The organism is Leptospirales bacterium, from assembly GCA_019694655.1.
Taxonomy (GTDB): domain Bacteria; phylum Spirochaetota; class Leptospiria; order Leptospirales; family Leptonemataceae; genus SSF53.
The window spans coordinates 22,363-36,287 of sequence record JAIBBN010000008.1; the positions used below are offsets into that span (position 1 = coordinate 22,363).

A 13,925-nucleotide genomic window follows, 5' to 3' on the forward strand; every position below is an offset into this window, starting at 1 on the left:
AGCACAGTATCGCCGGCAGCATGGGCCAGAGCGAAGGGTCAGGGCATCGTGTCCACGGATATTTTCCAATTGCTACGGCAGAAAGTCGCCAGGGCTCCGACCAGCGCCGGCTGTTACATCTGGAAGGACGCGGCGGGCGAGAGCCTCTACGTGGGCAAGGCCATCAATCTACGCGCCCGCTTACGCAACTATCTCTCCGCTTCGCAAGACAATCCGCGCACCCTGGCGCTCATGGAAAATGCGGTTGATCTGGAATGGATCAGCGTCGGCGCCGAAGCTGAGGCCCTGATCCTGGAAGCGACGCTGGTAAAGGAGCGCCAACCGCGCTTCAATGTTCGGCTGAAAGACGACAAACGCTATCCCTACATTTCTGTTTCCACCAGCGAGGCCTTTCCGCAGATCTTTCTAACGCGCACAGTTCGAGACAATGGCGACGCCTACTTCGGACCGTTTACTGATGTGCGGGCGGCGCGCAATACCATTGCTCTCATCCACAAGATTTTTCCCATCCGCAAGGTTCGTCAGCGACTGCCGCTGAAGAAGGCGGCGCGCCCCTGTATGAACTTCCACATCAAGCGCTGTCTGGCGCCCTGCAGCGGCGCTGTCGGCGCCGAGGAATATGCTCGCGTGGTGCAAGACGTGCTGCTCTTTCTGGAAGGCAAAGGGGAGATGCTGGAAACGATGGTCCAGCGACGGATGGATGAGTACAGCGCTACTATGGCTTACGAGAAAGCGGCCATTTACCGCGATGTCCTGATCAATGTACGCCGCACACAGGAGCGCCAGAGCGTCGTTCAGACGGGCCAGACAAACGAAGACATCATTGGACTTGCGCTACGCGAAGACGCCGCTCAAATTGCGCTGCTGGAGATTCGCGGCGGAAAGTGGCTCGACCGTCGCACCTTCCCGCTGCAGGGCGCGGCTTCAGCCGCCGCGCCGGAAATTCTGGCTTCCTTTCTTCGCGATTACTATTTGAGCGCCGATCGTCTGCCAGCGCGCATTGTCTTGCCGGCTCATCCTGAAAATGCGCGGCTGCTGGAACAGCTGCTCAGCGAACGCGCCGGCCGCAAAGTTCTAATTCGCAGCGGCGGAAATTCGCAACGCCGCTCGCTGCTGAAGATTGCCGCACGCAACGCGGAACTGCTGCTTTCGGAGCGTCTGCTGGCCGTTCGCGCCCGCGATCGCGACGCGGCGCTGGCTGAATTGCAACAGATGCTGACGCTGCCGGAAACGCCCAGCGTTATCGAATGCTACGATATTTCACACTTTCAGGGAAGCCATACGGTCGCCTCCGGCGTAGTTTTTGTCGACGGGGCCCCTCAAAAATCAGCCTACAGACAGTACCGCATTCGCAGCGTGGAGGGCATCCACGATCCAGCCTCCATAAGAGAAGCGCTCAGTCGAAGGCTACAGCGCTTGCTCAACGAAGACAAGAGCCTGCCCGACCTGGTGGTCATTGACGGCGGATTGACGCAGCTCTCAGCGGCCTGCGAGGCGGCGCAGAGTCTGTCGCTGGGCGACTTGCCGATCATTTCGCTGGCCAAGCAGCGAGAAGAAATCTATCTGCCTGGCGAATCTGCTCCGCGACAATTTGATCCAAACTCGGCCGGCATGCGCCTGTTGCGCCGGCTGCGGGACGAAGCGCATCGCTTCGCGATCAGTCAGCACCGACGCAGTCGCAACCGCGCGCTGCTTTCCCATCTGGTGGATGAGATTCCCGATATTGGACCGGCGCGCAAGGCCAGTTTGCTGCGACACCTGGATGATCGCAAGCTGGAGGAAGCAAGTGTGGAAGCGCTGATGAAGGCGCCCGGAATCGGGCTGGAGACGGCGCGAAAAATCGCGGCCTACTTTGCATCGCGCAAAAAACCGGCGTCCGGCGCCGAAGCGCTCAGGACTGCATCAGGCAGCGAAAGTTCAGAATCAAATTGAAGACCGAGCAATAGCGCGGGTCGGCCGTGGCGCTCCTCTCGACGGGTCCAGACTACATTGCCCTGAAAGTGCACGGGAGTATTCCCGACGCTCATCTGACCGCGCAGCATCGCTCCGCTGGGGATATGCAAGGCATTCGAACCAGGCAGGCAAAGGCTGGCCCCGCTATCCGAAATATTGCGCGGAAATCCCGCAAAACGCCGATTTTCCCATTCCACATCAACACGAAAAAGCTCCAGCGACCGTCCGCTGCGTCGCGGCTGGATGCGCTGTTCCATGATGTGGCCTCCGCTTTGCATGATACTCGAGTACAAATATTGAGAGGACGATAGACCTGACCAGTGAAATTGATAGTGTTTCCCTGGCAGCGATGCCTGGTTTTGCCTGGCAAATTGCGCCAGGCCGTGCTACGGAGCGCCTAAGGATCGCAGGCAGCGGCGCCGAAGCAGAGTACAACGGCAGCAAGCAGCTGGCGCCAGGCTTTTGTGATACTCGAAGGGAAAACCGGAATGATGACCGCAGCCCTCAGCCTGGCTGCGGTCTTGTGTCTGAGCGCCGCGCTGCACGCCGAGAACGAACAATCCGAGGCTTCAAATGCAGCTGGGTCGGAAGCGACGCCGGCTGCGCCTGCGTCCGATGTGGCGCCGGCCGCGCCAGAAGTTCCAGGTCCGGCAGGATCCGAAGCGTCGCTCCCCTGCCCCGATCGTCGCGTCGCCTACCTTGCGCCGCCTGGCGCCCCGCCCCCCTGGACAGCGCTGCTCTGCGCATCGCAAGAGGAACTGCAGGAGAGCGTCGGCTATCGACAAAGGCATGCCGGGCCGGAAGACGATTGCTTGAACTTCTACGAACGCCGTTCCAGCCAGCAATGGCAGCTCCAGGTTTGTCGAAAGTTTTCCCTGGCGAAACTGGACAGCTATGAGATTGTAAATCAGCGTCCGGAACTGCGGCAGCGCCTGATCTACTACAATCTGGGACCGGGCGCCAATCCCGGCGAATCTTACTGGCGCAGCGAAGAGGGCCTCAGCTGGAGAAAAATTGGCGAACAATGCGAACTTCAACTACCATTGGCGGCGGGTGCAATGAGCTGGTCGCGGGCCGAGAATTCACGCTGTCCGATTCCCGAACAGCAGGCGGCGATTGTCGCGACTTTGCTGCGCGCCGTGGCCGAAGTCGTCGCCGCCTTGCCCGCGGCCCCGTCGCCGGCGCCGCCAAGCTCGACGGCGCCGACGCATTCGCTGTTCATTGCCCTGCTGCAGCGCTTTGAGAGCGAGGGGCTGACATTTCCGGAAGGCGCCAATCGCTGAGGACTGACGGGCCACGTTTGCATCGATCTAGCGGGGCGCCGAGGCCGGACGTTGCAACACCTGCAATGTTTCGCTGCCATAGTTTTCGACAAAGGCATTCTGCGCCGCAATCAGACTGCGACCGCTCATTCGATAACAGGACGGTCCCTCGCCCGTCGCAACCTGGAAGTCGGAATGCTCCACCTGAAAACAAATCATCCGATCCTGCAGCTTCCAGCGTCCGTTGAGCGCCCCACAGGAACAGCCGCTGATATCGCAGCCGCCAAACAGGCGCGCTGTAAATCGGCCGTCGGCATCGATGGCGATGTTGCTTTGCACGCCTTCGCAGAGGTTGCGACCGTTCCAGACGCCCAGGTAGCGCTCGCGCAGCTGATCGGGCGGCGATTCGGAGACCGCGGCGACCAGGTAGCCGCCAAAAACCCAACCCTCCTGTCCCTGATAGCGTACCTGCATCCATGGCGCCGTGATGCCATCGACGGTGATCGACTCCTGGCTCTTGCTCAAGACCGTCAGCTCGGCATTGAAGGGAATCACCGCCAGGGTTTCCGAATCAGAACGCGGCGCCAAACGCAGGCGCAGTCCGGAGCGAGCCGAACTGTACATTGTGGCGGACGCTGCGCTGGAATCAGCGGGCGGCCGGCGGCAGTCCAGCGCCAGAGCAAGAATTGCCAGCAGTGAGAACAGGCAAATCCACGCCGCTGCCTGACGGCAGTTCGCAACCCTAGAGCCGACTGGAAATAGCAAAGCAGGTGCGCTCGAAGTCAAATTCGCTGCGGGCAATATCTCGCGCATTCTTTCCAAGCTGATAGCGCAGTCGCTCGCTGGCAACCAGCTGTTCCATACGCTCGGCAATCTCCGCAACATTTCCAGCTTCGACGACAAATCCAGAGACGCCGTGCCGAACAATTTCCTCAACGCCGCCCAGACGGCCGGCCAGGGAAGGCAGCCCAAGCCATGCCGCCTCCATAAACACTGCGCCCAGCGTCTCAACATCATCCTCCCGAACGCTTCCCGGCTGCAGGATCACATCGGCTCTCTGCAAAACGGCATAGAGTGTTGCGTCCGGCAGGAAGCCGGTCATGCTGGCCATCGATTCCAATCCCTGCAGTCGAATGATCTCTTGCAAGTAGATGTACTCCGGGCCGGAACCCACAATCAGAAAATGCATGCGGTTGGCCAGGCCGCGCAGTCGCTGGAGAGCTTGCAACGCGTAGTCGAAGCCTTTGCGCGGCAGCAGCGGCCCGAGTCCGACAAAGAGCGTACGATCGCCGATGCGCGCCGCCAGATCCTCAGGCAGCTTGCTGCGTTTGCGCACGGGCCAACGCGGCTCGAAGCCCGGTGGAGCAACGATCAAACGATCCTCGCGCACGCCAAAGCTGCGCGCATCGCGGGCGATGAATCTTGCTACCGTAAATACGTTGCGTGCATTCTGGACCAGACGACGCTCAGGAAAATTCAGAAAACCCAGCCGAGTGCGCAAGTCTCCGCCATTCAAAAAAACCGAATAGGGAATACTGAGCCCCGTGGCGGCGCGCGCAAAGAGCACGGAACTGCCGCTGAGATCTGCCAGCAAGACATGTTCGGAGCGCAATTGCTCCAGTAAAGCGCGGGCCTCTGCCAGATCCTCGCGCGCCCTTCGCAGTTGCGACCAGCGCGATTTGCTTCTGCTGCGCCGAATGATGCGGTAGCCCTCGCCAGCATCAAACCTTTCAATTTCCTCCGCCGCAACCAGCGCGCCGCCAGCCTCACGCGTAACAATTACCGCGACATCATCCGCCGCCCAACGTCTGGCAATGCCCGTAAACAAGCCTTCGAGACCGCCCGGTTCCGGACGAAAATAGTCGGTAACTAGCGCAATGCGCTTCATAAAGGAAGCCGCGCACGGCGAACCGTGGCTTCAAATCCGGGCAGGGGCGCAATCCGCACCATGTCGTCAATTCATCGACGCCATCCAAAGCGGCAAGTCCAAATCCGCGCACAGCGCTGCCGGCGCTGGGAAAAGAGCGGAACAACGCCTGCAGAATCGACAGCCGACGGCATGCAGACCTCAATCGTTGGCCTTCGCCGTTTGCAGCCATCGCATCGAAGCTTTCCAGATCGTGCGACCTGCCTTGCGCTGCTACTGCTGGCGACAGCAATCCAAATGAATGCATGCGCGGCATCGGATCGGCTGCCGGCATTGCTGCCCTCTGGCGGCGGCGCCCAGGCGTTCAGCATCGACTATGCCGGCCCTCTGCCTGAGCTGGATTCAATTTCAATCAATCCCGCTTGCCAGACGGAAAGCATTGTGGCCTTCGGCGATGCACCCGGTCAGCCTTCTTTGCAATTTCACGACGGCGAGCTCTGCGTCGAGAGCCAGAGGCGCGGCTGGTTTGATCTGGAACGTGGATTGCGCTGGCGGCTGCGACTTTCAGATCTCAGCGACGCTAACGCGTTGCAACTGCAGCTCCTGTTCGCTTCAGAGCCATCCGCCTTTTCGCCGCGCATACTTGGCCAGGGCTGGGAGGCCGGAGAATACAGCAGTTCTGAACTGCGATCCCAGCTTGGGGACCTGATTGCCGTCGCCGATGGTCGGCGCGCCTTGCTCAACGACTTCCAGCCGGCGCAACTTTATCTGAGCTACGCGGCCGCCGATCCCGAATCGCTACACTTTTTAGCCCGGCGTTTTGCACGGGCTGAATTTTTGATTCTGGCAGGAACTACGGACCTGGCGCTTGTATATCCCCGCGCCGAACAAAGGCAGCGCCTTGTCGGGTGGATTTTACATAATCCTGCAGTTGCGCAAGCCGCCGCCGCAGCATTGCAGGGGGCGCCAGCGCGCAACAGCGCGTTGCTGGCCGCCGCGGCAAGCAATCTGGCGCACGTCAGCGAACTGCGCTTTGCGTCGCAAAGCGACGGACCGCTTCTTGAAATTTCCAGCGAGGATCGCGACACGCGCTTCGATCAACTGCTGATCCTGGATGATGGCGCCTATCAGCTACGAATATCGCGTTTTCTCTTTTCACATAGCGCCGAATTGGTCGACGATGTCTATTCGGACTTTCGCCTCAGTCGCAATGCCGCCTTGCCATCGCTTGGCTTTCAATTCGACAGCGCCGCTGCACGGGTCGTCGGTTGCTCGGCGCAGCGCAGCTGCTTGCGACTGACTGCGTCCGAATCTTTTCAACCGGCCTTGCGCGCCGTCGGCGACCGATTCCCAGGCAATCCAGGCATCAACGCAGCGCTACTGGATACCGAAACTGCCGCGGCGTCGCCCTTCGATTGCGGCCTTGATGACGTTCTGCTGAGCGAATGGAATCCACTGGCCCTGCGCCGCAGCGGAATGAGCGGCGATGCCGGCGGAAAGTTTATAGAACTTAAGTATCTGAGGGTCTGCAATCCGCGCCGCTTGCTGCTACGGGCCGGCTTACGCCTCTTTTCCTTGCAAGGAGCGCGCCTCGGCGATCGCGAATTGCTGGCCGCCGCGCAGGCGCCCTTCCTGCAAGAGGCTACGATTGATTCGCGCCTGCGCAGCCTGAACTGGCAAGAGCCCCTGGCGCTGGTCGATCTGGCCGGGCAACGAGAGAAGGCGCTTTTTGTTCCGGACGCTTCCCAGTGGTTGGGCGGCGCCGATGCGCAAACTCTGGGGCTGCGTTCTTTGCATTCGCTGTGTCCATGCGTCTGCGGTCTGTGCGCCCACGGCCTGCAGAGCCTGGGACTGCGCCCTGACTATGCAAACGAGCAGGCCATGAGCCCGGGATTTGCCAGCGATTCGGAACAGGCCGCGCCAGAATCATGCCGCCTGCCGCTTGCAATTCGGGAAATCCTGCCGCAGGGCTCGCGCCTGGACGACGGCAGCCTGCGCGCCGCTGACGAATTTGTTGAAATCGCCTTTGCCGCCGCAATCGAGGAGCGCGCGGCGCGGCCGTTGTTGCAACTGCTTATCCTTAGCGGCGAGCAGCTAGTGAACGGCTACCTTCTGCCGGCGCCGGGCGCAATTGAACTTTTTGCAGTGGGTCGAGGCGTTCCCGCCTGCTTCGCTCCGGATCAATGGCTTTCGGCGCCCAACCTGCGCTTGCCGGACGGCGCCGCAGATTACGAACTGCGCATGGGAGAATCAGTTGAGCGAGTTCAACTGAATAGCGCCGACTACTTGACGCTGGTCGGCGACGGATTGCGTCGCAGCTGGGCAAGGTTCGACGCCATCCCTGGCGAGCGCTGGGCGGCGCACGGGGCTTCTCCTCATTCCGCCTGTGGGCGCTATACGCAAGCCAGCGCTGGCTTTGCGAACCAGGCTGCAGGAACGCTGCCATGAGCCGGCGTTCTTGGCCGTCGATCATTGCATTTGCCGCTGCAATGCTGGCGACAATGTTTCCAGCTACGTTGAGCGCGCAGGAGGAAGATCGGCGCCTGCAGCTGGAACTTTTTGCACTGGCTCAGATCAGCGCCCAACGCTACCTGCCGCCGCTGGCTGATGCCGCTGCATTGCAACCGCCTCGCCGCCGTTCGCGCCTGGATCACGGCCAGTCCGCCGGACTGCAAATGTATGCCGCGCGGCGCGCAGGGGAAGAGCCCGGTCCCATATTGCATGCCGATCTGGCCGTTTTTGTCGTTCTGGGCAGAGCGCTCTACATCGATCCAGCTCACGGCGACGCCCACGGAGGCGATCGGCCGCTGGAAATAGTTCCTGGAAATCAATTGTATGGAGGATTCGACTTTGCTCCAGGCGTTGACACCGAGGCCTCGCTGCTGCTGGGCCGGTTGACCTCCCGCGACGCGCTGGATAACAGCCTGCTTGGCGCCCACGGCTCGCTCACCGGGATTCATGCCAACTTTTGCGTCGGCGATCTTCTCTATTTGCGGGTGGCGCCGCTTCATCGGCCGGAGCTTGCCGGCGCATACCTGCTGAGCTCGGGCGGCGGACAACAGCAACTCTATGCCCCGCTTCGTTTTCGGCGCAGTTTCCAAAATGCTGCAGCCGATGCGCGCTCCTATGGCTACCGCGCTGAGTTGGTTCTGGGCAATGAATATCGCCTTGCCCTGGGCTACGGCGTCAACCGGCAAAATCGAGAGCCGGCCTCGGCGGAGGAGGCCGCTGCGCAGAGGCCGGCGGCCGCCAACAATGCCGCCTTGCCCATCGATCGTATCGAATACGCCAGCATTGGACTTGGCCTGGATCACCGCTCGTCACTGAATCTGCAGCTGGGACTTAGCTACGAAAATACACGCGGCGACTACGCCTCAGCCTTGTGGAATGAGCAGAATCGCCCGGTGGAGCGCATCGAGGGCGCCGCCATGAGATGGTTGAGCTACATCAAATATTCGGAATTCTATGGATCATTCAGCGCTTTGCTGCCGACTCCTGCCGATCAGCGCTCAGGTTCGCAGCCGCAGAGTTCTGAACGCAGCGGCTATGTTGGCTTCGGCGGCGAAAGCGGCGGAGGCGGGCTGCTTGGCGCCTCGCTGGATATGCGGCCCTGGGCCGAGCTTTGCAGCTCTGCCGATTCCTGCGCCGGTCTTCGTCGCAGCGGCGAAGAAACTAGCTACCGACTGCCGTCCTTCGAACTACAGCTTGAGCTGGGTTATGAGGCCGCTAGCGGCGGCGCCGCTCTCGCGGCTCACGGACTGATTCCGCTGGCCGCAGCCCGTCCGGGGGCCAACCGCTTTCGGCTGCTGCGGGCTGACCCTGAAGCGCCGCGATTTGGCGAACTGGAACTGCGCCTGTGGCGTTCGCTGCAGAGCGACTACAAGATGAGCCTGCACTACGTGCGCAGCTACCGCCGCTACGGACGGCGCGGAAAGCGCGAGCTGATGGGCGAAAGTCTATCCTTTTCGCTGGAGGCCCGATTGTGATCGCCTGTCAGAAGCGAATCCTATTTTCTGCCGCGGCTTTTTTCGCGGCGCTTTCCTGCGATGCCAGCAGCGGCGAGTCATTGCTGCCATTTTTAGTGCCGCCGCCAACTCGCTATCTCTTTACGCGTCCGGAAGAAGAGGCCAGCGACGTGCAACGCAATGCCGCGCGCGACCAATTGCTCCATTGGATCGACGGAGCGGAGCGCGAGATCGAGTTACGCAGCTTTGGCCTGGATGAAACTGAAATTCTGGCCGCCCTGCAGCGCGCGGCGGACCGCGGCGTCGAGCTGCACATCGTGGGCGATCGCCAGATCGATCATAGCGCTCTGATTGCACGTCGTTTGCCGCTGGAGCTTCGCGATCGCTCTGGACTGCAGCACATCAAACTGGCGCTGATCGATCGCCGCTTGCTCTTTGTCGGCACTGGCAATTTCACGCGCAGCGATTTCTTCTATAGCTACAACGGCTTTATCGCCACGGCAATCGATCCCCAATCGGCGGCGCAGATACTCGATGCTCTGCGCGAAACCAATGGATCGCCACTGCAGGTTCCCATTCCAGGCGGGCGAATGCTATTTGCGCCGCGGGGCGGCGCGTTGATTCAATTCTTGCTGGCAGAAGCTATCGCTTCTGCCGGCCAGGACATTCGATTGCTGCAATTTGCGCACAGCGATCGCGCCTTGAGTGCAGCGCTGCAGGAGGCCGCAGCCCGCGGCGTTCGCCTGGATCTGATTTACGACGACGAGGGCAACGACGGACAGCTGCCCGACGATGCGCAGGGCGCCTTGATCAACGCCGGACTTGGCCTGAGCGCATCCGTCGTACGCCTGGAAGGAGCGCGGCGCCTGCTTGCCATCGATGGCGTGCAGCATGGCGGGCACCTGCATCACAAGACGCTGCTGATCGATGATCAGCGTGTGCTGAGCGGCAGCTACAATTGGTCCGTGGCGGCGCGAGATCAAAACGCCGAAGTCCTGCTGGATCTGGTCGACCCGCTGGCCGTGCAGGCCTTTGCCGCCGAATTCCGGCGCATTGCCGATCGCTCGCGCACTCTGCCTCGCCCGCCCTTCGCACCGCCTGCCCCTGAGGAAGATGCGCTGGAGTGCGCCGCCGATGAAGTCTGCGCTCCACCCGGCGCGCTGCAGATGGCCAGCGGCGGCGGCAGCGGCCCCTGGCGCGCGATCTGCGTGCTACCGCTGGAGAATGGACGGGCTTCGCGGCGCTGCCTCGCTGCTTCGTTGGGCGCCCTGCCAGAACTGGTCGGGCTGCAGGCGGCAGAGTGGATCGCCGCTCTGCCTGGCGGCGTTGTGCGGAGGCATCGCGGGGCGCTGTCGCTGCCCTGCATTCGCGCTGCAGATTGCAAGGCGGCGCCGCTGCTTGCCAGCGGCGCATCATCGGGTTGGATCTGGCTCTCGCCAGAGGCGCCGCGCTATGTTGCGCTGCAATTTCTTGGCGCCCATACAATCAGCGAGTGGGAGGCCCCGCTCAGCCAGAATGATGGACTGCTGCGCTTCAGCGCAAAGAGCGGCGACCTGATTGTCTTCTTGCGTCGCGCCGACGGCGCCATTGACGTGGGCGCATTGCGTTCGGGCGTGGCTGTAGATCCGGATTTACTATTGTGGTCGCAACTGCTGCCGCTCAGCGGCGGTCCAAGCTTGCAATGGCTTCCTGATCAGGGATGAGCGTTGTCCCGTCCGTCCAGCAGACAACGTTCGCCGCTTCGTTCAACCTCAATGGTGGTATGGCTGATGGAATGTTCCTCGAGCGTCTCACGAATGTGAGCCTTTACCTTGCATACGCGATCCATACTGGCATTGGCGGCAACGACAACGTGCGTGGTCAGTACATTGTAAGCGCCATCCAACGACCACAGATGCGTGCCATGGATCGACTCAACGCCCGGGGCGGAGCGGATTTGCGCTTCGATGGCCTCAATCTGCAACTGGCCGGGCGTACCCTGTAAGAAAATGCGCGCCACGCCCCACAGCAAACGGGCGACGCCAATCAGAATGAAAGCATTGAAAGCGATCGCCAGCAGCGGATCGAGCAGCGGAAAATCGACAAAGTGCATTACCAGTGCGGCCAGCAATACGGCTGCCCATCCCAGCAGGTCCTCCATCATATGCCAGCCAGCCATGCGTTCATTCATGCTACGACCGCGCCGCAGTCGCAGCGCCGCCGCGCCGTTGAAAAGTACGCCCAGAACAGCAAGTACGATCATTCCTTCCGCGTGAACGGGAGCAGGATGCAACAAACGTGGTATCGCCTGGCTCAAAATAAAAATTGATCCGCCAAGCAAGATGACGCCATTGATCAACGCCGCCAGCAGGGAAAAGCGTCGATAGCCGTAGCTGAATGTGCGATCCTTCTGCCGCCGTGACAGACGCTGCATGCCCAGAGCCAGGGCGAGGGCCAGCACATCGCCAAAGTCATGCAAAGCATCGGAAAGAATTGCAACGCTGTTGGTCCACAGGCCGCCGACGATCTCGATGATCGAGAAGCAAAGGTTGATCGCCAGCGCCAGCAGAAGGTTGCGCTCCGTCGAGGCATGATGTTCCAGACCGGAATGGCCATGGCCGGCATGATGCATATGATGTGGAAGATGGCTGCTGCTATCTGGCATGATTCGCTAGGCCCGGCCAAATCCTCTGGCGCATAGCCCGCCGCAAAGCAATGGAGCGCCAGCCAGGACAAGAAGCGCACTTGGGCTGCGCTTCGTCACGTCCGATATTGAGTCTGTGAACTGCCATGCGTGAACGAAGGCCAATCCTCTGGCTGAGCGCGCTCTGTTGCGCGCTGGCGCTCAGCGCACTCTTTGCAGAGCGACCGCCGCACGGGCAGGATGGAGGCCCGCCCGGCGACGGCAGAGTTACGTTGAGCATTGTCGCCCTGGGGGCCTGGTCCGGCGATTTTGGGATCGACCGCGAGGGCCGCGGCGGCCTGGCGGCCCTCGCCTCCTACTTGAAGCGTCTGCGTGAACAGCGGGCTGCCAGCGGCGGCGGCGTGCTGCTGGTGCAATCGGGAGATTTCAGCGGTGCACGCGATACGGCGACTCTGCTGCAACGCATGGTTTACCCTGAGTTTGAACTCAGCGAACGACTTGGCTTTCAAGCGATGGCAATGTCGGGATCGGAAACGATCTTGCTCGAAACCATGGAGCAGCGCGCCCTGCGAAACCTGCCAGTCGTGGCCTTCAATCGTAGGCCGATGAATCAGAAAATTCCTGCCTATCGTATCGCCGAAGCGGCGCAGGCCCAGGTCTGGATTACGGCGGCGCAAAGCGGCCCGCAAAGCTCCTTCGGCGCGCTCAGCGGCGTCGCGCTGGCCGATGCGATTCGCCGACAGAGCGGCGCGGACTTCTTCGTACTACTTTTGGACAACAGCGCCGGCGACGGCGCCTGGCAGCGAAGTTCCGAGGCCCTGGCCCAGGAATCCTTCTGGCAGCAGCTATTTCCTCAGGACCTGGCTGACTTCGACCCCTATCGCGCACGGCCACATCCGCTTGCCGAACGCATGCTGATCGTAGAGGCGCCGGCGGAACGCAGCAACTTTCGCCGTCTGCCGGAGGGGCCGTTTCTCTGCCGTATCCATGGTCGAGAGCTTTGCCAGCTTGATGTCGAGTTGCGCGGCGACGTGGTTCAGGGCTTTCGTCAGCAGTTTCTTTCGCTGAACGGCGCCTCATCGCCGATGGCCTGGATTGCTCCCGATCCAATTGTCCTGCGCGCACTCTCCCGTCGTCTGCCGGCGCCGGCTGGTCCCGACAGCCAGCGAGCCGCCGATCCGGCGCGCGGACCGGAACAAAGAACCGAACAGCAAGACGCGCCGGACGCCCGCTCGAATTCCGGCGCCGCCAGCCCCGCTAGGCCGGTCGCTCCTGCTGCGCAAATCGGTCTGTAAGTTCGACCAGTTTGGACAGGTTGCCTGGCTCCAGCGCCGAATGACCGGCATCGGGCGTTATGTGCAGCTCCGAGCCAGGCCAGGCCTGATGCAATTGCCAGGCGCTGTCCAGCGGACAGACCACGTCGTATCGACCGTGAACAATGGCGCCCGGAATGCCGGCCAGCGCCCTCGCTCCCTGCAACAACTGATCATCGCGCTGCAGAAATCCGCGGTGGATAAAGTAATGACATTCGATGCGCGCAAAAGCCTCGGCAAAGCGATCGGCGCCAAAGCGAGCAATAAAATCAGCATCAGCCTGTAGCTTGCTGAGCCTTCCTTCCCACATGCTCCAGGCGCGAGCAGCCTCCATCCGTACAGCGGAATCCTCGGAGCACAGCCTCCGATAGTAAGCGCCAACCAGGTCGTGGCGCTCTTCTGGCGCAATGGGTCGCAGATAGTCCTGCCAGGCGTCAGGAAATAGCAAGGAGGCGCCATGCTGGTAAAACCAATCGATTTCCAGTTTCCGCAGCAGAAAGATTCCGCGTAAAATCAGAGCGCTTACGCGCTGAGGGTGCCGCTGGGCATAGGCCAGCGAAAGCGTGCTTCCCCAGCTGCCGCCAAATAGCGTCCAGCGTTCAATAGCCAATCGCTGGCGTATAGTCTCCATATCTTCCACCAGATGCCAGGTATCGTTTTCACGCAGTTCAGCAAAGGGGCGGCTACGGCCCGCCCCCCGCTGATCAAAGAGTACCAGCCGCCAGCGCTGCGGATCGAAGAAACGTCGGTAGGCCGGGTCCAGGCCTCCGCCAGGCCCGCCATGGACAAAGAGCGCCGGCTTGCCGGCTGGATTGCCGCATTGCTCCACATAGATCGTGTGCAGATCGCTTACTGGCAGCTCAAAGGAATCAAAGGGTTCAATGGGCGGATAGAGACTGCGCATCTTGAAGAAAGACTGCGCCGAACTCGACGCAGCGCCGG

11 protein-coding genes are annotated in these 13,925 nt (G+C 61.3%); 6 read left to right on the forward strand and 5 right to left on the reverse strand.

Going from position 1 to position 13,925, the window contains the following annotated elements; translation table 11 throughout:
• Positions 1-45: 45 nt before the first annotated feature.
• A complete protein-coding gene (gene uvrC, locus K1X75_12035) occupies positions 46-1,932 on the forward strand; it encodes an excinuclease ABC subunit UvrC (protein ID MBX7058786.1) in 1,887 nt (628 codons plus the stop codon).
• Here uvrC and K1X75_12040 read toward each other — a convergent pair.
• On the reverse strand, positions 1,848-2,210 hold the full coding sequence (locus K1X75_12040) for a PilZ domain-containing protein (protein ID MBX7058787.1): 363 nt from the start codon (positions 2,208-2,210) through the stop codon (positions 1,848-1,850). The two genes, uvrC and K1X75_12040, sit on opposite strands and share 85 nt — an antisense overlap.
• 231 nt (positions 2,211-2,441) lie before the next feature.
• Between K1X75_12040 and K1X75_12045 the strand changes: the two genes are divergently transcribed.
• Positions 2,442-3,236 (forward strand): hypothetical protein, encoded by a 795-nt coding sequence (locus K1X75_12045; protein ID MBX7058788.1) that lies wholly within the window; start codon positions 2,442-2,444, stop codon positions 3,234-3,236.
• A 27-nt stretch (positions 3,237-3,263) separates the two neighbouring features.
• Here the strand turns inward: K1X75_12045 and K1X75_12050 are convergent, their stop codons facing one another.
• Both K1X75_12050 and K1X75_12055 read right to left on the reverse strand, forming a co-directional pair.
• Positions 3,264-3,839, reverse strand: a complete 576-nt coding sequence (locus K1X75_12050; GenBank protein ID MBX7058789.1) for an SH3 domain-containing protein — start codon at positions 3,837-3,839, stop codon at positions 3,264-3,266.
• Positions 3,840-3,957: 118 nt separating this feature from the next.
• On the reverse strand, positions 3,958-5,103 hold the full coding sequence (locus K1X75_12055) for a glycosyltransferase family 4 protein (protein ID MBX7058790.1): 1,146 nt from the start codon (positions 5,101-5,103) through the stop codon (positions 3,958-3,960).
• Between the two features lie 276 nt (positions 5,104-5,379).
• Here K1X75_12055 and K1X75_12060 point away from each other — a divergent pair, with 276 nt between their 5' ends.
• The 3 genes from K1X75_12060 to K1X75_12070 are packed head-to-tail and all read left to right on the forward strand — an operon-like array spanning position 5,380 to position 10,750.
• Complete coding sequence (locus tag K1X75_12060; protein MBX7058791.1) at positions 5,380-7,530, forward strand: hypothetical protein; 2,151 nt, start codon at positions 5,380-5,382, stop codon at positions 7,528-7,530.
• Complete coding sequence (locus K1X75_12065) at positions 7,527-9,068, forward strand: hypothetical protein (protein MBX7058792.1); 1,542 nt, start codon at positions 7,527-7,529, stop codon at positions 9,066-9,068. The genes K1X75_12060 and K1X75_12065 overlap by 4 nt, the downstream gene beginning before the upstream one ends.
• Positions 9,065-10,750, forward strand: coding sequence for a hypothetical protein (locus K1X75_12070; protein ID MBX7058793.1), 1,686 nt, complete (start codon positions 9,065-9,067; stop codon positions 10,748-10,750). Before K1X75_12065 ends, K1X75_12070 begins: the two co-directional genes overlap by 4 nt.
• On the opposite strand, the gene K1X75_12075 is transcribed toward K1X75_12070, so the two are convergent.
• Positions 10,741-11,691, reverse strand: coding sequence for a cation diffusion facilitator family transporter (locus tag K1X75_12075; GenBank protein ID MBX7058794.1), 951 nt, complete (start codon positions 11,689-11,691; stop codon positions 10,741-10,743). The genes K1X75_12070 and K1X75_12075 overlap by 10 nt on opposite strands.
• Before the next feature lie 125 nt (positions 11,692-11,816).
• On the opposite strand from K1X75_12075, the gene K1X75_12080 reads away from it, so the two are divergent.
• Positions 11,817-12,965 carry a hypothetical protein gene (locus K1X75_12080; protein MBX7058795.1) on the forward strand — a complete coding sequence of 383 codons (1,149 nt, stop codon included), beginning with the start codon at positions 11,817-11,819 and terminating at the stop codon, positions 12,963-12,965.
• On the opposite strand, the gene pip is transcribed toward K1X75_12080, so the two are convergent.
• A complete protein-coding gene (pip, locus tag K1X75_12085; protein MBX7058796.1) occupies positions 12,928-13,887 on the reverse strand; it encodes a prolyl aminopeptidase in 960 nt (319 codons plus the stop codon). The two genes, K1X75_12080 and pip, sit on opposite strands and share 38 nt — an antisense overlap.
• Between the last annotated feature and the right edge of the window lie 38 nt (positions 13,888-13,925).